This window comes from Paenibacillus sp. cl141a, from assembly GCF_900109305.1.
GTDB classification, from domain to species: Bacteria; Bacillota; Bacilli; order Paenibacillales; family Paenibacillaceae; genus Paenibacillus_AQ; species Paenibacillus_AQ lautus_A.
Window position 1 is genome coordinate 46,665 of the sequence record NZ_FNZO01000015.1, and the last position, 22,834, is coordinate 69,498.

Below are 22,834 nucleotides of genomic sequence, written 5' to 3' on the forward strand. Positions count from 1 at the left end.
CTATTCATGGTAAAAGACCTTCCTGGATACAAAGTACGTACTGATCAACAGGATGATGGAAATGGCGGCGAAATAAATCCACGCCATTGCCGAGCTAAGACCGAAATCGAATTGGACGAAACCTGTGGTCCGGATCAAGTCCGTCAGCTCATTTCGGGAGAACGAATCGATAATCGTATAAATCATGTTGACCAGGATCAGCGGGCTGACCATCGGAAACGTGATTTTCCAGAAGGCTTCGTAACCCGTAGCTCCTTCCATCTTCGACGCTTCGTACAGCTGAGGGGATATCGTCTGTATGCCGGCCAGGAATATGAGGATCTGCACGCCGGATTGGCTTACGATCTCATAGATGCGATCCACCGCTCCCGTCAAATAGTTTACGATCGTCTCGCTGACGCCGGCTTGAAGCATCAACCGCTCAAGTTCAAAACTCCCCAATGCGTTGATCAGCCCGCCGGAACCGGCATTCTGATCATTAATCGCCTGAACGAGGCTGTTGCTCTCAAGGGTTAGAATGACCCCGGAAGCGAGGATGACAGGCAGAAAGAAAATCGATCTGGCGAAGGAACGGCCAAGAAATTTCTGATTCAGGACGACGGCCAGGAACAGACTGAAAATGACGATGAGGGGCACGTTCACAACCATATTGACAATGGCCTCGGTCAGCATCCGGTTAAAGCTGGTGTTGACCGTAAAGGCGGTCACGTAATTTTTCATCCCCGTCAGCGTAATGCCGATTCCTTCGGAATTCGCGGTCACCGTACTAAAGCTGTACATCAAGGAAGTCAACAATGGGATCAGGAAGAAAAAGATAAAGCCGAGCAGCCAGGGCAGCACGTAGACGATGCCCCATAAAGCCTTCTGTTTCCCGTAACTCCGTGGTTTTCCCGATAATCGCCGGGTTAAGGATTTCATGGCGCTTCACCACCCGTCACATAGCTTTCGGCTTCGATTGTCACGCCTTTAATCGTCACCGGTTCGCGGTTGTAATTGACGATGACGTAAGCGCCGTTCTCATACACCGTCTTGAACACGCGGTCGGCCAATGGTTCATGCCCGATGATGCGCTCATGGCGCACCTGTTTCAGGAAAGCATTCACTTCCTCGTAGATCCGGACGGCTTCATCGATCCATAACTCGTAATTGGCGGAATACAAATCGTTGTATTCCGTGTCTTTAACTTTGTGGTTAGGTTCATGGATCCATTCGAAGTATACGCCCGATCCGTACTCCAAACACTTCAAAATGTATTGTCTGGCGTCGGTGTACGCGGACAGATTGAAAGGGGCGCCGGTGTAATCGACATACCCGCGCACGACCATTTGATAGAACGGAATTTCCGCGTCTTCGATTTTAAAGCGGCTGCTGGACATGGGCGCGCGGGTGATATCGGTTAAGAATGGCAGCGCATAAGCATTTCCTCCGTCAGCCATGACCTGAAGATCGGCGCCTGTAATCTTGCTCAGCGCATCCTGTGACAACTGCTCGGACTCTGTCCGGTCAATTTGACGATGATTGCGAAAATCGCTATCGAGCTCGGCGGCGAGATCACTCAGCGAAACGCCAGTTACGCCGTATTTGCCATAGTCCCTTAAGAAAGTTTCCGTGTAGCCTCCTATAAGCCGCGGCGATATGACATAGGCCGGCGAACCGGTCCGATCCCGGCGATTCAACGCCGGATTGAATGAATGAAGCTCCGCGGGAACGCCCCGCAGCGTTCTGGCTGCCTCCTTCGTTTCATTAAACCCGGAACCTGACAGCGCGGTAAGGAGGGCGACATCCGGATACAGCGTAACCCGATTCTCGTTCGCATAGGATAGGAGACGCTGAAGCCCTTTCTCTCCCCCGATCTTTCCGTCAACGGAGACGCTGTCCGGAACTTGATGATCGAGTCCCTTGTTGAACCAGCCGCTGTATTTCAGTTTGATGTCCTGGATACCCTGTTCCTTAAGATCCGTCAGGATGCTCTGCGCTTGTTCGAAAGTCGTCAGCGGCTCCAGGGCCCGATACGGAATCCCTGCAAAATGCTTTTTCTTAGAAATGCTTCCTACGAGCTGCAGATAGAACGGCATATCTCCTCCGTTCTTCTCGGTGAATTGGGGGAGCCCGCCATGCTGCTCCAAATAGTGCCGATAATACTCGGCGAGTCCTTGATAGGAAGCCGCTTGCTTACCCACGAATGCATAGCGGACCGTAAAATCGCTTCGCATCGGATGTTCCTGGAATTTCGGGAGCGAGCGCTGCTGACCGTTGGCATCCAGGCTTAAGTCGCCCTTGTTGATCACCGTGAACGTCGGGTAGACGTAGTTATAACTGTTCAGCCTGCCGCTGACATCGGCATTGATCGTCGCCACCGGAGCCCCTTCCTCGATGATGCCGATAAACGCCCCGCTTTCCCTGATCATACCGAACACCGGCAGCCTGACTGATTGGCTGCTGTCCGCCGTTTCAATCCGGCTCATGGTTCGGTCCATTCCGTACACGTTCTGCTGGTAGGAGGGATAACGGGTCTTGCCGTTATTAAAATGGATCAGCGCCCCCGAACCGTCCGGAACGAGGATCGAGCCCTTGTCTTCCATCCCCCCGGCACCGAAAAAGCTCAGGAACGAAATCGTGTTCACCGGATATTCCGCCGGGAAATCGATGCTGGAAACTGGAATCTTAGCGAGCAGGCTATCGCCGTCCAGCGTGTATTCAATCGAAGCATGAAACACTAGCGGTTCAGGTTTAACCTGATCCAGATGGTTCTCCTCGATGTCGATCAGCAAATCTTCCTCTGTATATCCGGCATCTTCAAGGGCTTGCAGCGCCCGCTCAAGCTGAAGCCCTTTGAGCGCGCCGTCGGACCGGACATACACCCCCTGTTCGGCATCCTCGGTGTAAGCGATCTTCAGCGTTCGCTGCCCCGCACTGTCCAGTTTGCTTAACAGGTTCTGTTCGAAGCGGGGCTTGCTGATTTTCATAGGCATGTCGTCGATCGTTTTTTTGTCCGTGCCGAACCGGTAGTTTACACGAACGCCATTCGCGATTTGCTCCATGCCGATTTGCTTGTAGGCCGCGCTATCGGCGTGCGAATTGACGGCGTTGATCTGTCCGAAACTGTTATAGAAATCGAGCCTCAACTGCGAGGACAACAAACTTTTATTCACGCCCGCAGCCAGCGGATCCGACTCGCGGCCAGGGGGGTTGCTGTGCCAAACTTCACCGCTTGCCTTATGCACGACGGCGATCGCCCCCGTCTGATCGTCCGCAAGGAGCTGCAGCTGCTCGTTCTTTGCGATGCCTTTCATGCCTTCGACGCCCGGAATGACGAAAGATGCCTTAAGGGGCTGTCCGGGCGCCAAAGTTTCGGTGCGCCTGTTGCCATCGTCGCCCGCTGCCTCATGGGGTCCTATATCCGTACATCCGGCCATGAATAGCGCTGTCATTACACTGGCAGCAAGCAGCAAGTATCTAGCGAAATTGCCCATCTTTCCTCCTCCTTAAGTTCTCATGACCAATTCTTGATAAATGATGGATATAAAGGCCACGATCTGTTGGACCAAGCTGAAAAACAGCAAACTGATAAATGCCATGAACCCCATGGCAACCAGGGTCAGCAGCATAATTCCGATCGTTTTGGACGGGGTAAACTGATGCACCGTCATATTGCCGACGAACAGCAGATATACGAACCAGAGGGCCGCAACGGAATTGGAAAAATAATAGAAGGCAGTCTCTTGCAGCGAAACGAGATTGCTGAGCCATATCCATGGAAATTGAATGATCACGAGCGGCAGGAGCGCAAAGCAGGTCGAGGTGAAAATTTCAACGAACTTGCCTTCTCCGTCCATCAAGGTCGTAAGCGACCAGTTGGCCACGCACCAGAACAACACCGGCACGATCACATATACGATTTCCATGACGCTGTTCATGGTCTCGGGATTGTACACATGGACTAGAAAACCGCTATACTGGCTCCCCAAAATGTTCGTAGCCGCTACAAGGAACAAAACGCAAAACGAAATGATCAGCGTAAACTTTCGGCTGCGATCGTACTTCAGGTCCCAATATCCCTCGAACGGATGAACGATGAGATTGAGGGGTAATCTTAGCCATTCCCTGCTCATGCGGAAGCCCCCTTTCTTCGTTTCGTCTTGTTCCGAATCCTTGCCGCGGCAAAAATACCGATTACGGCCACAACCAACAAAGTCATGATCAACGGGAAATGTTCCCTCATCACTTCTTTGCGATAGAGCAGGAACGCTTTGGAATAGTTGTTCTGATCCAAACTGCGATTAAAATGCTGCATGGCCTCGTTATAATCACCCTGCCGCAGCAAAGCCTTGCCGATCCCGGCATAAGCGAACTCCAGGTTGGCATTCATGGCGATCGTTCGATGAAACAACTCGTAAGCCGCCATTTCCTCGCCGCGATAATAACTCTTGACCGCTTCATTCAACGTTCGCCCGTATTCGGTCGTTCGGAAGACGGTGATTTCGCCCAGCGCTTTATCCAGCACAAGAAAATCCTCGCCGATTCGATCGATGGCTGCCGGCGTATGAAACTGGCCCATTTGGTTGCCAAGCCCGCCGAATACGTACATCAGGTGACCGTCACCGTTGTAAGTGAACACCCGGCCTCGCTTGGCATCGAGAACAGAGTAAATCTCGCTGTCCGCCACATCGATGTCGATCAATCTGGAAGGGCCTTCGCTGCTCATGTAAAGAATGTCTCCCTGCGGGTCGAAATACCCCGTTCTTCTCAAAATATCGTTGCCTTGCGCGTTAAGCTTCTTAATGTTATCCCCCCACTGGTCTCCATTCGTGGCATAAATGAACCCTTCCGGATCCATATCCAGATTCGTGAACTCCGTAGGCGTAAACATGACCATCTGGCTGCGCTGCGCTTTGGTGGAGATTTGCTTCCAGAAATATTCGATCGGATCGATATAGACGCGGTTCGCGCCGATGAAGGACGTAAACGACCCTTCGGCGTTAAATTCCATGAACCCGTCAAACACGCCCCCCGCCATCACATAAATTCGCTGCGCCTGGTCCATCACAACGCGCACGGGTTCGAAGGAAAACGTATCCTGCAAAAGCTCCGACTCCGGCGAATCGATGAGCTTGACCAGTTGAAAATCCGAATCCAGATGAACTACCCGCTTGTTGCCCGTATCCGCTACGAGCACCTCGCCGTCTTCGGTCACGAAGATCCCTTGCGGGTTAAGGAACGTGTCCGGCCCACCTTCGCTCGTGAAGGAATCCACGGTGGTTATAAGCTTCAGATCATGGTCCAGCACGACGATCCGATTGTTGCCGGAATCCAGCACATACACGCGATTGTCGGCGGTGACGTGAAGATCGTTCGGTTCCTGGAACGGCCCGGTCCCCAGATCCGGGCCGGTAAACAATTCGGTTGCCACATAAGCGGCCGGCGCAGCGACCGCATCGCCCCAGTAGGAATAATTGTAGGAATTTGAGGCGCCCTCGGCGCTTACGTTGCCCGCTCCGGCGCCAACCCCCAATAAGCAGCAAATCATCATCAGGAGAGGCGTTTTCAGTTTGCGCAAGCTGTTTTTCAATCGGGTCATGCCTCCTTTCTAATCCTTCATCCCTGAGGTGGCCATCGTCTGCATGACGCTGCTCTGGGAGATGATGAAGAGCGTAATGGGAACGATCATCAGGAGCAACGCAACGGCAGCGCCAACGCCGGCTCTTGCTATTCCGCCTTCCGTGATCTGTCCCAATGCGAAGTGCAAGGTCTTCAGATGCTCACTGTAAATAAAACTGCCGCCATCGCTGCCCCAAAGCGCCGGAAATTGCAAAATCATTAGCGTCAGCCAGGCAGGCTTCACGTTCGGCATCACAATGGACCAGTAAATCCGATACTCGCTGGCCCCGTCGATTTTGGCCGCCTCAAGCAGCGCATCGGGAATTTGCTCCATGAATTGCTTCATCAGGAACAGCCCGAGCGGAAAAGCCAAGGAAGGTACGATGATGGAAGCATGCGTATTAATCCACCCCAGCCAAGACATGACCATATAGTTGGGGATCGCCGTCACATGAGGGGAAAACATCAAGGCGAGCACCACGATGGAAAACAGCGCTTTTGAGCCGGGAAATCGATATTTTGCTAGCGGATAGGCTGCTGCGGACGCCAGCAAGATATGTCCGGCCGTTCCGATGATGGTGATCAATAGCGTGTTTGCGAAATATCGCGATAGCGGCACCCAGGAATTCCCCATTAGCACCATCAAATCCAGAAAATTATCCATCGTCGGATTGTTTACGAAAAACCGCGGAGGGAATATGAACAATTCGTCCAGCGGCTTGAAGGCGTTGTTCACCGCGTAAATCAAGGGCAATGCCATAAAGGCTCCGAACAAGGCGAGCAGCGCAAACAGCAAAATGCTTACGGGCAAAGAACGGTTCAGCGTTCTCGGCAGCCGGAAATATCGAATCATTTTTGCAGCCAACGTTACTCACCTATCTTTCTCAACATTTTTTGCGTCAATTTGTTGGTCCCTACCATCAGCAAGAACAAGAACGTTGCAATGGCCGATGCGTAGCCGAGCTCAAAACGGATCGTGCCGAAATCCATGAGATGGGTAACGATCGTGTGCGCCGCATAGTTCACGCTTGGAAACCCGGCGAGCGCGATGGAGATATCCGCAACCGCAAACGCGGTCGTGATCTGCATGACGGCACCGAACATCAGCTGCGGCCTCATGGACGGCAGCGTAATGTACCAGAGCTCCTGCCAACGATTTTTGATGCCGTCCATCGCCCCGGCTTCGATCAGCGACTTGTCAATCGTTTGCAGGCCGGCGATAAAAGCCAGAAAGCTGGTGCCGAGACTTAGCCATAGTTGTACGACGATAACGATCCATAGAATATAGTTTTCATTCAGCAGCCATTGAATCGGTTCCAGGATAAAGCCGGCTTTCATGAGAAATCCGTTCAAATACCCATAGCTGTCCCCGGAAAAGAGGATCAGCCAAATGAAGTAGACGTTCCCCGAAATGGAAGGCGCATAGAAGACCAACGTCATGAAGGCTCGCACTTTAGGCGACAGTTCATTGATGATCCATGCAAACACAAAGCAGGCGATATAACTGATAGGACCGGTTATGACCGCAAACATCAAGGTGTTTTTCAAGGCGATCATAAAGATATCGTCGTTCAGAAACAGCCTGGAGTAGTTTTGCCATCCGACGAATCTTGGAAATTCCAGCATGTTAAAGTAGAAGAAACTCAAGGCAAACGAAAAGACCACCGGAATGACCGTAAACAGAAAGAAAATAATCATATACGGGCTCATCAGCACATAGTAGTGCCTATTGCGTTTCAACTCATGCATGAAGGAGACAAAGCGGCTGTTCTTCTGCACATTCGCTTTGGGGCTCTTCACGGTTTGAATTACAGGTTCTCCTTGCATCGACTACCGCACCTTCCCTGTTAATATGTCAAATTGAACTCCTTCCGCTTGATCTCGATTTCGTCGTTAATGTACAAAATATAATCGGACAAGGCCTCGCGCGGATTTTCGCTGGCATTGACCACTTTCCGGAAGGCATTGTCCAAATGCCTGCCCGTGAAATACCCCCCAGGCACTTGCGGAATGCCGCGCACCCACTGCCATTGGTTCTCCAGATTACGGTAATCCTTCATCGGCCAAGGCAGTTCCTCCAGCGCTTCGATGTTTGCCGTCGGATAGCGGGCCGCCTCTCCCATCAAGCCCTCCATCTCTCGCCCGTACGCAATTTGCGTCTCTTTGTCGGTCCACCATTTCAGAAATTCCCAGGCGGCCTCTTTGCTCTTCGAATTCTGAAGCAGCATGACCGCGGTCGTATGGCTGGCAACTTGGTGGTTCACGGTGCCGTCTTCGCTTTCGGTGCCCGGCACGATCGTGAAATCCCACAGTCCCTTAATCTCTGGAGCCATGACCGTCAGCATGTTATACGTCGTGTAATCCGCAATGCCGATCGGCATCTCTCCGGTCCGGAAACGGTTCGGGAAATCCGCTTGGAGCGGGAATTTGTAGCTGGTATAGAACTGCGTCCACTTCTTGAAGGCTTCCATGGAGATGTCGGAATCGAGCGCGCTCTTCGTGTCGTTATCGCGGTAGAACTGTCCGCCGTTCTGGTAGAGCAGCATCGCGAAGGTCGCATTCGGCACCAGGCTTGCATTGGTGGCTTCCAGCGGCAAATAAAACTCCATGTTGTGTTTCTGAAGCACAGAAATCATGTTATAGATTTCTTGCCAGGTCGCGGGTGGCTCCAAACCAAGTTCCTCCAGAACATCTTTGCGATAGAACAACATCGGAAAGGTTTGCTGCTCTGGCAAAGCGTACACCCCGCCGTTATATTTGTAAGGCTCCAGCCCGCTATCGCGGAACCGGGTGACCACCTGCTCGAAATCATCGAATTTCGACAAATCGGCCGCGGCGCCCCTCATCGCGTAATTGACCGGCACGTCCTCGCCGATCTGCATGGCGACATCCGGCCCTTCCCCGGCAAGCGTGGCAGGCAGAAGAATATTTCCCGGAACAAGGCGAAGATGCACCGGGATGCCCGAATCAGGCGTAAACGTGTCGTCGATCAACGCTTTTAATACTTGCGCCTGATCGCGTCCGGTCGTAACCCAAACCGTAATGGCGTCTTCTTCGTCGCCGGCATTGCCGATCGTGTCATAGTCTTCCGTGTATGAAGCCACGTAAGCGCCAACCTCATGGCCTGCGGCCTTGAGAAACGATGCGTCCGGCTTCGGCAGCTTGCGATCCGGCGAGTGAATGACAAGATAATCGAGCGAGATGGGCTGTTCCTTAATCTGCAGCATCCAGGTTCCCAGACCGCCAACGTTCACCTTATACGTATCCATGCGCTTGGCCACGGTTTCGGGGTTCTCGGCGAGTTCGTTCAGCTGGTGTACCATCGAATGCAAAACGGCCACCTTGTCGCTTCGCTCGCCCGTCGCCTCTTCCAGGTAATCGGCCACGCTTTGAATGATTTCGGCTTGCTCGGTGAACACCTCCACCATATCCGGGATCCGCTTCTCCAATTGATAATCCCGGAACGGATCCGGCGTATTGGAGGTGATCATCAATATTTTGCGGTACATTTCATTCAGTTCCAGCACGCTGGACTCAATCGTCTGCAAGAGCGGCGCGATCTCGCCGAGCGACACCATCATCCGAATCCGATGCGTGCCTTTGGTGAAATGGAATAAATAAGGTTCTTCCCCGCTCAGCACGTTCATCTGCCAATCGCGGTCATAATGAAAGCGGATTCGTTTCATTTCCTGAAAAGGAAACTCCCCGTCAATCATGAGGCTGCGGGTGGCAAACACGCCGCGGAGCTGGTCCTGCTTTTGCTTTAAGGCAATTTGGTATAAACCGTCTTCTTCCACCTCGAACTCCAATTCGATCCATTGCCCCGGCAGCTTCCAGTTGACGCCTCCGATGGTGTTGATTCTGATTTTGGAAACGTCGTAAGGCTCCACGGTCGGGCTGGATCTGTCGGAGGTTGGATACAAGGTCGGCGACGATTTCCGCTTGGCGTCTTCCGCCTGGATCAGAATGTACTGATCCCGGGCCGGTTCCAAACCTTCGGATTCATAGTCATTCGCCAGTTCCTCGTACGTTTTCAAGGCATGATCCTGGTACAGCTCGATATAATCAATGGCCATCGGCTCCCGCAAGGACGTGAGCGTAAGTATCTGCTTGCCCTTCTCAAAATAAAAGGAAAACGGCTCGTCAAAGTAACCATACCTATCGGAGATTGACGCAAGCTGCCACGCCGGCTGCTCGATCTGCCTTGGCCGCAGATCGTTCCCGCGGTTATCCTGCCTGATTTCTTCATCCCGGTTTCCCCATACCCTGTCGAACAGCACGATATCCGCGCCCTTGAAAGGCACTTCCCCATTAATGGAAAACTCTCGTTCGATCGCCGAACTCTTCCCTTCAATCGGATAATAGTGGATCCGAATATGGTATAAACCCGGTTCTTCCACGTTCACATCCCAAGAGATGGAACCCGTTTCCGGCGTAATCACGGCTTTTCCTTCAGCCCCGTGCAAGTTCTCGGCGATCTCGAATCCCTCCCCATCGGTTATGGCATAGGACTCGCCTTCGATGCGCACGATACGATCCGGCCGGTTTGCCGACGCATAAGTTTCTAAATACTGGCTGTACCCTTCCTGCCCTTCCGTATCCGTGATCGCTTCAAAGTCGGCAGTAGCTTGAACGAAGCCATGGTGTGACGATTTCGAAGGGTAGAAAGCCCATAGAGACAAAAAAAATAGGACGATGACGAGTATGACGCTGCCGAAACGCTTATTCCGGGTGTTCAATTTCTCTCCCTCCCACACGGTTAATCCATCCAATGACCGTCCCTGCCGCAGCTATGAGCTCCGCAGGGACGATCGGTCTTCGGCTAATTTTCAAGGTCAAGGACCATATACTTCGTCGATGGCCGCTTGAAACGTTGACTTATATTTCTCGACAACGGTGGAAACGGAGATTCCCTCGTTCAGTTCGCCGACAAAATCGTAGTACTTCAAATTCGGGAATGTATTATGGTCAAGAATAATCATGTTAGGTGCCACCATTTTGGCGTTGTTCAAGTCGTCTTCATTCGAGAATATCGTTTCGTACCAACCTTGGTCCGGATAATCGTATACGGAATCAATGTCGTTGATTTTTTCCCAGATATACAGCAACTGTTCCGGATTTTCGACTGCTTTCGGAATGGTAAGCGCCTGGAAGAGTGCTTCGGCAGAGTGGTATTCCGTTGCGTTCGGCCCTTTTGGAAAAGGTACGAAACCGATGTCGTAATCCGGCATATCCGTCTGCAAGCCGCTCATCTCATAGAGGGCACCGGCGTACATTAATGTATTGCCTTTACGAAAAAATTGCCCTGGCTCCGTCCAGTCGCCGCCCTCGGTCGGTCTTGCTATTTTCTCGGTAGCAATACGAGAAATGAATTGAAGTGCATCCAATGTTGCAGGATCATCGAGATTTTGCTTATCTTCTTTGGTCAGACCCGTATTGTTGGAATACAAGGCATGGTCCATGAGCGAGGAGTTTGCTAGCCCCCAAGTGTCCAGCTTGCCATCGTTGTTCGTATCTTTGTTGGCTTCCTTAGCCACTTGGATGAATGTTTCCCAGTTCCAGTTATCTTCGTTCACGTACTCTTGAAGCGGCTTTAAGCCAAGCTGGTTCATAAGTGTACGATTGTAAAAGATGCCTTGAACCAGATTTGCTTGGTTTTCGGTAAACCCGTACCCCCTGCCTTTATACGTGTAGTATTCCTTCGTAACCTTTTGATTAAAGGCGATGGGGTTTTGGGTGTATTCGTCGATCGGCCAAAGCAGATCCTGTTTAACCAAGGTAGGCACCGTATAGGTTTTGCCAAGTCGAACGATATCGCCGATCGGCTCACCGGCAATCAGGGAAGCGGTAACTTTCTCTTGGTACTCGCCATAATCGATCGCCACGTACTCCACTTTAAAATTATGCTTTTGCATCAGGTCTTCAAGCTTCTTCTTGCGCTCGATATTGTCCGGGGTATCCTCCGGAATCGTCATATCCCACCAAGAGACGATTTTGATGGTCTTGCCGCCTAAATCAAAATCCATATCCGGCGTTCTGTAGACTTCTTCCTCGACGCTGTTATCGGTCTCGTCCGTTCCCTTCGACGCCTCGTTTTCAGTTCCGCTATTCGTCTCCGATTCCACGGTTTCTTGGTTGCCGCTGCTTGGGTTGCCTGAGCCTCCGCTGCAGGCTGCAAGCAGCAGCGCCAATCCTAATAACAGAACCATTAATTTGCGAATACGCATCTTTAATCCCCCTCAACGATTGATGTTTGGTCCATATTCATCCAAAGTTTAGCGCTTACATTTCCATGCAACAACCTGGGGAAATCGGGATGTTCAACCTGTGAAACGCTAGATAGCCAGCTTGTTCTGCGGCATGTTAACCGATCTTTATAACCCAGCCATGAAAGAAGTAAAGAACGGCTAGCTATGCAAAGAAAAGCACATTGTGAAGAACGGGATCAGGCAACATAATGTAAGCGTAATCATTTTGAATGATATTCCGTTTAAGGAAATGTACGGGGGGGGGGGGAGTCAACATATCTAAGATGCTGTATATCAATCTGAGTTGCTATTCCGAAAGCGACATGCTTCGCCTGCAGGATTGGGGCAAATGCGGGATGAACATAGACATCTGTGAACATGATTGCGACGCATCGCTGCATCTGATTGAGGAGAATGGCTATTCGCTGACCGTCATCAACATGAACGGCAAACCTAAAGAAGGGTTGGAACTGTGCGGTCGGATCCGGAGGATAAGTCGATTGCCCATCATCGTCATCGAGGATGCCATGAAATTTGCCGTCATCCGAAAAGCGCTGCAGCTTCAGGTCAGTGATTACTTACCGAGCACGTTGCCGGCTGAGGAATTGGTGAAGAGCGTAGCAGCTATAAAGGCCAACCATCACCACACTGAGGATGACGTGATCCACAGAGTAAAGGAATATGTAGGAAAAATGCTTCACGAAAATATTACCCTGAAAGACTTATCGAGCAAATTCAATTTCAACCGCTCCTATCTTGGTCAAAAGTTCAAGAACCATGAAAATATGAGTTTTAACGAATATTTGCTCATCCAGCGCATGGAAAGAGCGAAAATATTGCTGGAGCAAACGGATCTCAAGGTTTACGAAATTGCGTATGAAGTGGGCTATACGGAAATCGACTGGTTCTATAAGCGATTTAAATCCTATACCGGCGTAAGCGCGAACGAATATCGGAAGATGGTCGCCTCCTAACGCCAAAAGTCCTTGGTTATCCAAGGACTGTCCCCCTTTGACCGGCTGTTTCGATGCTGCCAGGCTTTGACACCGGGACCCACCCAGGAGTTGTCCGAACATCGAGTTGGGGATGCATAGTACGTTCGAGTTGGCAACGGCTTGCCCAGCATGTCAACTAGAGCGTCGTGCATGTTATATGTTATTAACACATGCAGATGAGAGCAATAATTTCATAACTTTATGCGTCTGTCGTTTGTACCACTAAAACAAAAAAAGTCGCTAAATTAGCGACTCTCAATGGGACCCGAAAACCCACTCCAATAATCATAAGAGAAAGTGTCCGGTTCCATGAATTTCAATATATGTCCCTTATCGGTAAGTTTTTTTCCGTCCCATGAGTATGAAAATGTGATCGGACTCTCTTCTCTCCAATCGGTTTCAATATGTACCCCTAACCAATCTCTAATGGAATCAGGATCAGTTAATACCTTCCAAACAACTTTCTTACTTGCATTAATATCTCTGATTTTTTCAATAATCAAATCCATTGAATTTGTTCCTCCAATCCGATTTTCACGAACATTCGTTCCGTGTTGGTTGTGTCCATTAATCTGCAAAATGTCAATTTATACCTCCTCACTACTTGTATCTTTGCTCGTTAGGTTCAGCAAGAAAAGCTCCACGTCGAAGCAGCCGACAGATGTTTACCGGCTGCCTCTTGTGCTCATTAATATTCGTCTGGTAACGCCAGGCGTGATGATCAGCCAGGCAGTTAACGAACGGGCGTGTAGCGTAGCACCACGATGCCGGAGCTGAAGGGTTGGGTCTCGATCAGCTTCAGATTCAGTCGATCACGATCTCCCCCCCCATAATTGGGGGCTACGTTCACTGCCGTTAGCTTAAAAAGGCAACTGATCGCTCTGACCAGATACACCTCCTTTAGTTTTTATAAGATTTCGGAACTCACTTGACAGTCTACCTACTAGTTGGTAGACTGGTGATATGAAAAATTTAACTACTACTTCTGATGACATTCTGACTTGTGCTCGTTCTTTGATCATCGCTGGCGGCTACAACGGTTTTAGTTATGCTGACATTGCTGATGTGGTTGGGATTCGTAAGGCGAGCATCCATCACCATTTTCCGAGCAAGGTCGATCTGGTTCGAACACTGGTTGCACGGTATCGGGAAGAAGCTGAAGCGGGGTTGGAGAATATTGAACTCCAAGTATCCGACGCTCTCGAACAGCTTCGCTTTTACGTTGGGTATTGGGAAGCCTGCATCGCGGACGCTAGCGCTCCGATTTGTGTCTGCGCATTGTTGGCAAGTCAACTCCCCGTCCTTCCCGAGGAGGTTGCCATGGAGGTCAGGGAGCATTTCCGCAATCTGTCAACGTGGTTGACATCCGTGCTGGATCGCGGATCGCGGCTTGGGCAACTTCAACTTAGAAGTACCTCCCATGCCGAGGCCGAAGCATTCATGGCTACGGTTCACGGAGCTATGCTTTCGGCACGGGCCTATGGCGATCCTATTATGTTCAGCTTCGTGACAGGCCCGCTCTTGGAGCGACTCGCAATTCCATTGTGATTGGTCCAGTGGCGAAAATTACAGACATGATCGAGATGACAAGAGATTAACTTAACCCCTTAGCTTAAGTCATCTAGAGAGGAGGCTACGTACTGTTGAGGATATGCTCGCTATTGTCGAACGAATCGCGTCATATCCGCTAAGTGCCGATAAAGGTTATCTAGTTGTCGGCAGTCTACGAAGAAGGCAAGTTCGTTCGCAGTCCGACAATTGGTGGCGCGAAGGACACGAGGACAATTGCCACATTTATTACAGTGAGCAGAGCATATGAGGTAATTCGCAGCATGATTGCTCACTTTGTCGGTCCATTTTTTGAAAAACTTGAAGGGCGTCATGGTCTCTGGCACGTGGGTACCGCAGCCGGCCGTTTTAAAAGCTATAGCGTACTGTAGGTGATGATCGAGAAAAGGCGGGTTCGCACTGTCAGGCACAAATGCCGAGGCCTCCTTCCACGTCCGATTCGTCCAGAGATAATGTCAGCCGCTAGTATTGGCTCACGTAAATCTATCGACATAACAAAACAAATCACCCTTGTCCTTAAGGACTGAAAGGAGTCAGTTATGTTTGGAATTTCATCACTCGGCTGGGTGCATACGCTCAGCAGCTTGCCCGCCATTCCGCTGGCTACATATATGTTTGCTCGCTACGGACGGATTGTCCCTAGGTCAAGGCCTGGTGTCGCCTACTTCATCTCGATGATGATCGGCGCCATCACGGTATTCCCCATCGCTCATCAGTCGGTAAGCTATGTCATTAGCACAGCAACGATCCTGCTGCTGCTCGGCGGATACGGCGTCGGGCGTATTTCAGGCTTTGGGCGTTCCGGCAAGTACCTTGAGACCATCTTCCTCAGCCTGACGGCGTTTCTGCTGATGTTGCCGACTGTTACTGAAATCCTGACCCGTGTTCCAGACGGCAACCCCTTAGCCTCCGATCTGAGTTCGCCAGTCCTACTTGGCGCTCAAGCCACTCTCCTCGTCATTTTTATCGTAGGTTTGACAGCACAAATCATCCATTTACGCAGGCAAAACAGACTGGATACTTTCGACTCGTCAGCCGAGATGTCTACTTAAAGAAGTGGGAAGGAAGGTAATGAGTCTAGGTTTAATCCGAGAGGATAATTACTAAAAAGAAGGAGCAAAACATGTCATTAACTCAAGCATTAGCCACAGTCAAACAGGAATTTATAGCGCATACCCCTTTGGAGATCCAAGCGGAGATATTCCGACAGATCCAGGAGCAACAGGAGTCCGGTATAGCTTACGGCCGCCAGGAGGGGCAGAAGGCCAAGGATTTCACACTCAAGAATGCTTTGGGAGAATCGGTTAACCTCTATGATGAACTGTCCAAAGGACCTGTTGTCCTAACTTTCTACCGGGGCGGATGGTGCCCGTTCTGCAACACTCAGCTTAAGAGCTATCAGAGGCTACTTCCGGATATTGAAGCCCTTGGGGGTCAGCTCATCGCAGTCAGCCCACAAAGTCCGGACAACACGCTTTCCCAGCAAGAGAAAGAAGAGCTGTCCTTTCAAGTGCTTAGCGACACAAACGGTCTCGTGGCAGCCTTCTATAATATTCTTTACGACGTTCCGGACTACATCCAGAACATTTTGAAACAAGTAGGCATGGACCTAACGGAATACAATGCGATGAACCGCTGGGTCCTGCCGATTCCTTCCACCTTCATGATCGATGAATCTGGTATTATCCGTTCCGCCTATGTCAATCCGGATTTTATGCAGCGATTGGATCCGGAAGACATTCTGCATGAGTTGAGAAAGCTTTAAGTTTTTGTTCTTTGTCAGAAAAACACCTTGTACTCGCAACATCGTAAACACGAATACAAGGCGCTTTGAAGTTTGCTATTATATTGAAATTGTATACTACCAAAAAACGATACCAAAGATGCAATGTTTTTGTCCCTCTTCACCTATCTACAGAATACTCAGCACGTCAGTTAAAAAAAGCAGCCGATCACATTGGTCGGCTGCCTTTTTGTTGTTATTGAGCTGTTTCCCGTGAGGCGTAACATGATTAATCTTTTGACCTACCATGCAAACATTTTAGAATCGAAACTGCACATTCTTCTGAAGAATTTAAATATGTGTTGACAGTACAATCGTACTGTATATCTCTTGCCATCATTCTGTTTTGCCATTCTGATTGATCTTCAGCTCTATCTCCACGTTCAATATTCCTTTGGCGACAAATTTCCAAGGGACAAAACACTTCAACCATATAAAAGGGGTACCCAGCAAATATGTCCTTAACTTTTTCATAATGCGGCTTTAACTCAGGTCTTTCTACCAAGATGCCATCGGTTTCCCACTAGTTCAGATAATTTAAATCTAAATAACATTAGATTCATTGTTTACCACTATTATATCGAATGTTGTCGGTGGACGCAGAACTGTAAAATAGTAGTCCTCAGCCGAGTCCCATCGAAGATGCCAATCCAAATCGTCGGTACCCTCCCTAATATCATGTCTATGACGGCGAATTTCGGGTGGTACATCCACAAGTACTGTAAGATGGTTAACATCGGGTAGTTCAAGGAGGGAGCTATAAATACCATCAAGGATAATTACCTTTGAAGGCTCAATCGTCACCAAGTTCGATCCCAAGCTGTTGCCAGATAAAAAGTAATAAGGATAGTATTGGGCTTTCCTACCTTCTAACAGAGGCAATAATGCTTCATTAAGCATACGTTGCCAGTCAATACAACGACGGCATTTTTGCTCCAATGAGTATGTGTCCCAATCGTTGTCAGGGACAGTTGCATCAAAAAAGTCATCGCAGTGAATCACTGCTGCACCTAACTGCAAGATTACCCCAGCAGCAAGTGTAGATTTGCCTGCCCCACTTCCTCCGTCCAATGAAACTACTAAAGGATATTTATCATTCATATGGAGATTAATTGCAGAAACAATTGACTGAACGGCATTAAATGAATTTTGTGACAAATGGCTCATTTCCAAATTTAACACTTCCAAACTTTCAAAGGGATTTTAAGCTAGTTTCTACCGATTTCCTCCCATTCACTTGAGATTCCGTTGTTCCCGTCCAAATATTAAGCTATAATAAACCTCTATGATGATAGAGATTCATCTTATACTTATTCTATCTTTTTACCGGAGGAATCATGAAATTAGTTGCTTTTTTTCCTTATCGAAATGATGTAAGGAAGATTCTGATCCCTTATTTAAACCAATTGACGGAAGAACAGTGGTATGCAACGCATCCCGATCATCCCAACTCTATCGCCTGGATCGTTGAGCACATTGCGCGCAGCGAAGACGAATGGATTAACGTGATTAGTTCTAAGGGGAAATGTCAACTTCCCCGGACTTTGGACCACTCACAGCAAATTTTACAGGCCTATATCGACATTCGGAACCAAACGGACCTCAAGCTCAATTCCATGGTTTACGATGAATATGCACCCGACATACAGCTCCCTCGTTTTTCAGATGGTTGGGAACCGCCATCGGCGCCGACACTGCGATGGATTTTTCACCATGTTTTCGAGCATGAGTCGTACCATGTCGGTCAAATCGGCGTCATCGCACGTCTGAACGGATTCACCGGTCCTCTCTTCTGAACGTGAAGATCATTTTGTCTTTCAATGGTAAAGCCTGTTGCAACCCAAAGTCGGACTAATACACAAGAAAATGATGCTGAAAATGACTTTCCGACTCTCCTTCTTCAACAGTTCACTTTAGCTTATCCAGACCTTCAAGTTCCGGAAGGCCCGCTTCACAACGTTTCTCGAATAAGAGGATTTATATTCAGTGGTTGTTAAAGTTAAGGAAGGTGAAAAATAGCCATGCGTAAAAAAGGCAGGAACGTAACAGGTATTGTATTGGCCGTAATTTACTGTGTTGTTCTTTTTGAGATTTTAATTGATGCGCCCCCTGGTGAAGCTCCAAATAATCCGCCTTGGGCATACGCAATGATTCCACTTGGAGCTGTTGCAATCACCTTTCTCTTTGATTATGTGATCAAGTTCGATTTCTTCAAAAAAAAGAAAGAGTGAATGGGATGCGATAACTGACAAAATAAAATATGGATAACACATTTTGCAGGAGTTCTCCTTGATTGTTGAACTACCCGCATCGAAGATGCTTGCTATGCCGAAACTCCCACTATGGTTTTTAGCCCATGTTCTTGTGCCGCGGCAATCCGTGAACATATACTGTTAAAGGACAAGAACCCTTTCCCGCACTTGCCCCTTTTCGCCTATCACCTATCCAATGTTACCACGACGAGAGCTCGGTTCTTTTCCACTTGTTTTCGGTAACGCAAACATATACATAATCGTCGTCCCATGCTATCTGACCCTGACTACAGGCATCTGTGGATGAAGCTGGCGTAAATTTGTCCCGGATTCGAAGCATATCCCCGTTTACATCTAACTTGGTATCGGGGTCATTCGTACCTAAACCGACATTACCGCTGCTGCGCTTTATGGTTAGCGGGGAATCAACGACGTTGCCGTCATCGTCATAACGAACGAACTGCATATCGGCTCCGGAATTATCCCCCGGTTCTTCGGAACTATCTGCCCGAAGGGCCCATCTCGTTATCGTCTCATTTTCCTTGCCGGCTACACTGAACTGGATATCCCGGTTAGTCCCTTTTTCCCCTGCGACTCGCAATATGCCGTTCATTACATTGAAGTTGGAAGAATGCGTACGAATCTCGCTAACGTCAGTATCGTAAGGAATTTCAAACCGGGTAAACAGTTGGTTCGGATATTCCCCCGTTGGCGACATCGTCGTCTCGAATGAGATATGCTTATGGTCGTGCTGATCAGGATTGTTAGCCTTGTCATGCGATATGATCGCCGTTTTGTTCATTCCCTTCTCGTCGAGCCACACGATTGCAGGCTTAGCCCTTTCCGCCGTCCATTGAAGCCGAATCAGATCAGACTGATGCCCTTCTTCCTCAACCCACCTCTGATCAGTAGACATATGCAGTCGGTCATTATGTGGTACGCGAATATTGTTATCGGATTGTTTGAGTTCGCTTAGGGTGATCTCCGATTCTTGTTTCTGAACGGTACAGCCAATGCCCAACAAGCAGATGCCGCCTACTATCATCATAATCGTCCTAATGTACTTCAAAGCGTTTCCCTCCGTTGTCGTAAATTCGAACTTGTTACGTAATAAGACTGATCGTATTATATTCAACAGAGGTCGTATACCCATTTCATCAAACTTCCCGGAAAAATGATTCTTTTCGTCTATACAATCAAAAGAGCACTCCGCCAGAGAGAAAGTCCTATAAATTACACGAACATAATCCCACGAGGGGATATAACCAAACATGATTGTTATGGATTCACGAATGTATGATCATCCATATTAGCTTGTTCAACGTCCACCCAATTCGTATATAGCATCATCTCGGAAGATTCCCCATGAAATGCCTTCATGGCTTCCTGATCATCAAACAGCCGATATCTCATCCAAGCCGTCAAGTACCCCCTATGATTGCCCCCATTGCCTTCAATCGCTGTATGAGCAGCACCTTTCGCCATCCCCATCATTACAGGCGTGCTTGCATGAGTATTATGTAAAGCTAATTGATTCGTTGATACCGGTGAGATTAGAAAATCTCGCGTACCTCCCATAATGAGAAAAGGAACGGTAATACGTGCTGTATCGTATACATCTTCCGGATCACAATGCTTCAAATCCGGGAGAGCGATGGAAACTACCGTCTTAATCAACGATCCACTTTTATAGTTGGTATGTGCATTAATGACCCCTGTAGCCCCTTGAGAATGTCCAGCTACACCAATATGTTCCATTTGTATTTTTTGATAAAACAAGCTGTTTGCTTGTTCGTTTTCATTTTTCAAATAATCAATAGCCTCCACAATTTCTTTGCCTGTTCCTGTTGTCTTGCTGTACGAATCTATGACTATGAATCCCCAGCTAGCTAGATGAGTTAAGAGCTCATCATAACGATCTGGCGTGGCATCTGTTCCATTCCCCCATGAAATAACAGGATAGGATTCGTCTTCTTGAAATGCCGGGTAGTATATTCTGAATAAAGCCTCTCCGCTCATTCTCTTAACTTCTTCTACCTTTACATGATAGCTTCCTTTCTGCGCATATCGCTGCTCGATGCTTCCTTCAGTAAGTTCTGGTACTTTAGAATGAATGATGATATGCATGAAAATTGTTATTGGAACTGCAACGATCAGGACTAAAGCTGACAACCATAAAAACCACTTTCGTTTTTTCTGAACCGTCATACACGTGACCTCACGATAGACTTTCGATTTCTCTATCGTTTTCTCTGTTAAAGTATGAAACTGAATGGATACACGTTAAACTTTGGACTATTTCATTTCTGCTCCATGTTTTCGAAATTCTTTGGGTGTTCTTTCGTGGTACTTTTTAACAGACTTAATTTCTTGCAGCGTTACAGGAAACGAGTAGTTTTGATGTATGAAGCTAAGCATGAATTGCAGTCTCTCCTGTTGCCGCTTGACGTGTTTCAGTGCTTGCACGGGAGAGACGGACATATTGGAGATCAAGATGTACCATAGCTGTACGGTTTGAATCGAAATCTCATATTCCCATCCCCAGCTTTTTCTTATATTATATCGGCGAACTCGTTTTGGCCATTATGCTGGCTTATCTATTTTTGGGAGAAACGATCTCCGCCTTTCAATTTGTAGGTGGAATGATTACGCTTCTGGGCATGCTGACATATTTTTGGCTGCAAGGCTTAAGATATTCAGCTCACAAAAATCTTTCGCATTGATCAGTGTATGCAGTATTAGTCCATCGGTAGAATGTAACTAGCCGGCATCCTCCATATGGAATAGGATACAATGCATTCCTTACTGTTGCATAAGGTATAACTTAAATTAAGCTGCCCGTTAGCTCGAAGAAAAAACAGCCGATCCACATGGATCAGCTGTTTATAAAACCTTCTGTAAAAATATCATGCAACGACATCATAATTCTTCTGGCCCTAATCCTGCTCTCGTCCATGTTATGGCTCTTTCAAAAACGGCGCAGCAAGTGATTTTCGTTTCATATTGCCTATCCCACATCGTTTTGCAGTTGTGTACAATCAAACGCCCGCCTCTTCCTTCTGATACATCTCGGTCAGCTTGATGCTTCTGCCCTGCTGCAGACGAGATCGTTCGGAAGCAAAGGCAATCAAATGGCTTTGCAAGGAAGCGGTAGCCGATGTAAGGCCTTGGGTCATGTTGCGATCAAACTTATGTACATTTTGGAGGAAGGAGCTCACCATGCGCTCATCCCCTCCGCCGTGACCGTCGCCCTGAACGCTGCATTTAATTTCAATCTCTTCGCCCGTCGCATAGCGATACAGCGTAAATGAGCCCTTATCCATGTCGCCCATGATCTCTCCCTGCGTACCCATAATCTGCACACGGCGAGTACCGCTTTGGGTTAGACCCGACATAATAAAGTTAGCATTAGCGCCGCTGGCAAATTCCATATTGACGACCTGATGGTCGACAACATTGTTATCGCAGCGATAGACGCAGCGGCCGAACGGTCCTTCCTTGAGCGCCCGGATAATGCCTTCCTGTGATAAATCATGCGTCATATAGCGCGCCCAATGATCGGCAGGTTGCTCCAAATACATTTTAATCGCTGAAAAGGCACATTCCCTCTCCACTCCGCAACCATCGATGCAGCGGTTCGTTGAACCCTCCGGCGCGTTCTCGGCTTTAAAATGAAGCAATGAGCCAAAGGAACTGACCGCTGTGCACGGCTCATCCATCAACCAGGAGATGAGGTCCAGGTCATGGCAGGATTTGGCCAGAATCATCGGGCTTGTTTCCTCGGAATTGCGCCAATTGCCGCGTACGTAGCTATGAACCATATGGTGATAGCCTACGTTCTCTGTCAGCTGAATGGTGCCGATGGCACCCAACTCCCCATCCTCGATGCATTTTTTGATGCCCGACCAGAACGGGGAATAGCGAAGCACATGCGTGACCACCAGCAAACGCTTAAACTTAAGGGACGCTTGCTCCAGTTCGATGCATTCCCGCGCATTCGGTGACATCGGCTTCTCCAGCATGACATGGTAGCCAAGCTCCAACGCTTTCATTGTCGGTATATAATGCATTCGATCAAGCGTGCAAATGATCATCACGTCGGCTATTTTTCCCTGCTCGAATGCTTGTTCCCAAGAATGATAAACATGCTCTTCAGCGATTTGATGAATCTCTGCAAAACGTTGTCTCCGTTCATCATCCGGCTCGGCTACGGCAACAAACTTCAGCTCATTCGGAAATTTCTCCGCATATGGTCCATAGATGTATCTACCTCTACTGCCTGCGCCTAATAGTACAGCCGTTAATGTTCTCAATGTTAGTCCCCCTTGCATGTACAGTTGCATCCTAATTTCATTGTAAGGGGTGACTCCGCGCATCAAAATAGATCAT

The 22,834-nt window shown here is 48.7% G+C and carries 19 protein-coding genes and 1 pseudogene; 6 read left to right on the top strand and 14 right to left on the bottom strand.

Annotated elements, in window-relative coordinates; all coding sequences use genetic code 11:
- From BMX45_RS27960 to BMX45_RS27995, 8 genes are all read right to left on the bottom strand, one after another.
- The gene (locus tag BMX45_RS27960; RefSeq protein ID WP_090913719.1) at nt 1-918 is read right to left on the bottom strand and encodes a carbohydrate ABC transporter permease; all 918 of its coding nucleotides are present in this window, start codon (nt 916-918) and stop codon (nt 1-3) included.
- Nucleotides 915-3,473 carry a DUF5696 domain-containing protein gene (locus BMX45_RS27965; RefSeq protein ID WP_090913721.1) on the bottom strand — a complete coding sequence of 853 codons (2,559 nt, stop codon included), beginning with the start codon at nt 3,471-3,473 and terminating at the stop codon, nt 915-917. The genes BMX45_RS27960 and BMX45_RS27965 overlap by 4 nt, the downstream gene beginning before the upstream one ends.
- A 12-nt stretch (nt 3,474-3,485) precedes the next feature.
- Nucleotides 3,486-4,112 (bottom strand): YIP1 family protein, encoded by a 627-nt coding sequence (locus tag BMX45_RS27970; protein ID WP_090913722.1) that lies wholly within the window; start codon nt 4,110-4,112, stop codon nt 3,486-3,488.
- Nucleotides 4,109-5,569, bottom strand: coding sequence for a hypothetical protein (locus BMX45_RS27975; protein WP_090913723.1), 1,461 nt, complete (start codon nt 5,567-5,569; stop codon nt 4,109-4,111). The genes BMX45_RS27970 and BMX45_RS27975 overlap by 4 nt, the downstream gene beginning before the upstream one ends.
- 18 nt (nt 5,570-5,587) lie before the next feature.
- The gene (locus tag BMX45_RS27980; RefSeq protein ID WP_175495229.1) at nt 5,588-6,451 is read right to left on the bottom strand and encodes a carbohydrate ABC transporter permease; all 864 of its coding nucleotides are present in this window, start codon (nt 6,449-6,451) and stop codon (nt 5,588-5,590) included.
- A gap of 14 nt (nt 6,452-6,465) precedes the next feature.
- Entirely contained in the window at nt 6,466-7,347 is an 882-nt protein-coding gene (locus tag BMX45_RS27985; RefSeq protein WP_254778330.1) for a carbohydrate ABC transporter permease, read from the bottom strand.
- Between the two features lie 98 nt (nt 7,348-7,445).
- Nucleotides 7,446-10,337, bottom strand: coding sequence for an extracellular solute-binding protein (locus BMX45_RS27990; RefSeq protein WP_090913726.1), 2,892 nt, complete (start codon nt 10,335-10,337; stop codon nt 7,446-7,448).
- Nucleotides 10,338-10,433: 96 nt separating this feature from the next.
- A complete protein-coding gene (locus tag BMX45_RS27995) occupies nt 10,434-11,825 on the bottom strand; it encodes an ABC transporter substrate-binding protein (RefSeq protein ID WP_090913727.1) in 1,392 nt (463 codons plus the stop codon).
- 305 nt (nt 11,826-12,130) lie between these two features.
- Between BMX45_RS27995 and BMX45_RS28000 the strand changes: the two genes are divergently transcribed.
- On the top strand, nt 12,131-12,820 hold the full coding sequence (locus BMX45_RS28000; RefSeq protein ID WP_090913729.1) for a response regulator transcription factor: 690 nt from the start codon (nt 12,131-12,133) through the stop codon (nt 12,818-12,820).
- 266 nt (nt 12,821-13,086) lie between these two features.
- On the opposite strand, the gene BMX45_RS28005 is transcribed toward BMX45_RS28000, so the two are convergent.
- Nucleotides 13,087-13,419, bottom strand: a complete 333-nt coding sequence (locus BMX45_RS28005) for an SRPBCC family protein (protein ID WP_139212502.1) — start codon at nt 13,417-13,419, stop codon at nt 13,087-13,089.
- 385 nt (nt 13,420-13,804) lie between these two features.
- Here BMX45_RS28005 and BMX45_RS28010 point away from each other — a divergent pair, with 385 nt between their 5' ends.
- From BMX45_RS28010 to BMX45_RS28025, 3 genes are all read left to right on the top strand, one after another.
- Nucleotides 13,805-14,389, top strand: a complete 585-nt coding sequence (locus BMX45_RS28010; RefSeq protein ID WP_090913733.1) for a TetR/AcrR family transcriptional regulator — start codon at nt 13,805-13,807, stop codon at nt 14,387-14,389.
- Nucleotides 14,390-14,949: 560 nt separating this feature from the next.
- Entirely contained in the window at nt 14,950-15,462 is a 513-nt protein-coding gene (locus BMX45_RS28020; RefSeq protein WP_090913737.1) for a hypothetical protein, read from the top strand.
- 71 nt (nt 15,463-15,533) lie between these two features.
- The gene (locus BMX45_RS28025) at nt 15,534-16,175 is read left to right on the top strand and encodes a peroxiredoxin-like family protein (protein WP_090913739.1); all 642 of its coding nucleotides are present in this window, start codon (nt 15,534-15,536) and stop codon (nt 16,173-16,175) included.
- A 247-nt stretch (nt 16,176-16,422) separates the two neighbouring features.
- Here BMX45_RS28025 and BMX45_RS28030 read toward each other — a convergent pair.
- Nucleotides 16,423-16,707, bottom strand: a pseudogene (locus tag BMX45_RS28030) (chemotaxis protein); the annotation flags it as partial.
- Between the two features lie 29 nt (nt 16,708-16,736).
- Nucleotides 16,737-17,366, bottom strand: coding sequence for a uridine kinase family protein (locus tag BMX45_RS28035; protein ID WP_090913741.1), 630 nt, complete (start codon nt 17,364-17,366; stop codon nt 16,737-16,739).
- A 164-nt stretch (nt 17,367-17,530) separates the two neighbouring features.
- On the opposite strand from BMX45_RS28035, the gene BMX45_RS28040 reads away from it, so the two are divergent.
- A complete protein-coding gene (locus BMX45_RS28040) occupies nt 17,531-17,989 on the top strand; it encodes a DinB family protein (protein ID WP_090913744.1) in 459 nt (152 codons plus the stop codon).
- A 225-nt stretch (nt 17,990-18,214) separates the two neighbouring features.
- Nucleotides 18,215-18,424: a hypothetical protein gene (locus BMX45_RS28045; protein ID WP_036660591.1), complete on the top strand. Its 210-nt coding sequence runs from the start codon at nt 18,215-18,217 to the stop codon at nt 18,422-18,424.
- Nucleotides 18,425-18,644: 220 nt separating this feature from the next.
- Here BMX45_RS28045 and BMX45_RS28050 read toward each other — a convergent pair whose 3' ends face one another.
- The 3 genes from BMX45_RS28050 to BMX45_RS28070 all read right to left on the bottom strand — a co-directional run bounded on the left by BMX45_RS28050 (nt 18,645) and on the right by BMX45_RS28070 (nt 22,758).
- A complete protein-coding gene (locus BMX45_RS28050) occupies nt 18,645-19,493 on the bottom strand; it encodes a hypothetical protein (protein ID WP_254778321.1) in 849 nt (282 codons plus the stop codon).
- Between the two features lie 230 nt (nt 19,494-19,723).
- A complete protein-coding gene (locus BMX45_RS28055) occupies nt 19,724-20,653 on the bottom strand; it encodes a poly(ethylene terephthalate) hydrolase family protein (RefSeq protein ID WP_090913746.1) in 930 nt (309 codons plus the stop codon).
- 830 nt (nt 20,654-21,483) lie between these two features.
- The gene (locus tag BMX45_RS28070; RefSeq protein ID WP_090913748.1) at nt 21,484-22,758 is read right to left on the bottom strand and encodes a Gfo/Idh/MocA family protein; all 1,275 of its coding nucleotides are present in this window, start codon (nt 22,756-22,758) and stop codon (nt 21,484-21,486) included.
- Between the last annotated feature and the right edge of the window lie 76 nt (nt 22,759-22,834).

What these genes read in the sequence shown, in the direction of transcription:
- BMX45_RS27960 (WP_090913719.1), bottom strand. Translation starts at nt 918, where the DNA reads ATGAAATCCTTAACCCGGCGATTATCGGGAAAACCACGGAGTTACGGG.
- BMX45_RS27965 (WP_090913721.1), bottom strand. Translation starts at nt 3,473, where the DNA reads ATGGGCAATTTCGCTAGATACTTGCTGCTTGCTGCCAGTGTAATGACA.
- BMX45_RS27970 (WP_090913722.1), bottom strand. Translation starts at nt 4,112, where the DNA reads ATGAGCAGGGAATGGCTAAGATTACCCCTCAATCTCATCGTTCATCCG.
- BMX45_RS27980 (WP_175495229.1), bottom strand. Translation starts at nt 6,451, where the DNA reads ATGATTCGATATTTCCGGCTGCCGAGAACGCTGAACCGTTCTTTGCCC.
- BMX45_RS27985 (WP_254778330.1), bottom strand. Translation starts at nt 7,347, where the DNA reads ATGCATGAGTTGAAACGCAATAGGCACTACTATGTGCTGATGAGCCCG.
- BMX45_RS27995 (WP_090913727.1), bottom strand. Translation starts at nt 11,825, where the DNA reads ATGCGTATTCGCAAATTAATGGTTCTGTTATTAGGATTGGCGCTGCTG.
- BMX45_RS28000 (WP_090913729.1), top strand. Translation starts at nt 12,131, where the DNA reads ATGCTGTATATCAATCTGAGTTGCTATTCCGAAAGCGACATGCTTCGC.
- BMX45_RS28010 (WP_090913733.1), top strand. Translation starts at nt 13,805, where the DNA reads ATGAAAAATTTAACTACTACTTCTGATGACATTCTGACTTGTGCTCGT.
- BMX45_RS28020 (WP_090913737.1), top strand. Translation starts at nt 14,950, where the DNA reads ATGTTTGGAATTTCATCACTCGGCTGGGTGCATACGCTCAGCAGCTTG.
- BMX45_RS28025 (WP_090913739.1), top strand. Translation starts at nt 15,534, where the DNA reads ATGTCATTAACTCAAGCATTAGCCACAGTCAAACAGGAATTTATAGCG.
- BMX45_RS28040 (WP_090913744.1), top strand. Translation starts at nt 17,531, where the DNA reads ATGAAATTAGTTGCTTTTTTTCCTTATCGAAATGATGTAAGGAAGATT.
- BMX45_RS28045 (WP_036660591.1), top strand. Translation starts at nt 18,215, where the DNA reads ATGCGTAAAAAAGGCAGGAACGTAACAGGTATTGTATTGGCCGTAATT.
- BMX45_RS28050 (WP_254778321.1), bottom strand. Translation starts at nt 19,493, where the DNA reads ATGATGATAGTAGGCGGCATCTGCTTGTTGGGCATTGGCTGTACCGTT.
- BMX45_RS28055 (WP_090913746.1), bottom strand. Translation starts at nt 20,653, where the DNA reads ATGACGGTTCAGAAAAAACGAAAGTGGTTTTTATGGTTGTCAGCTTTA.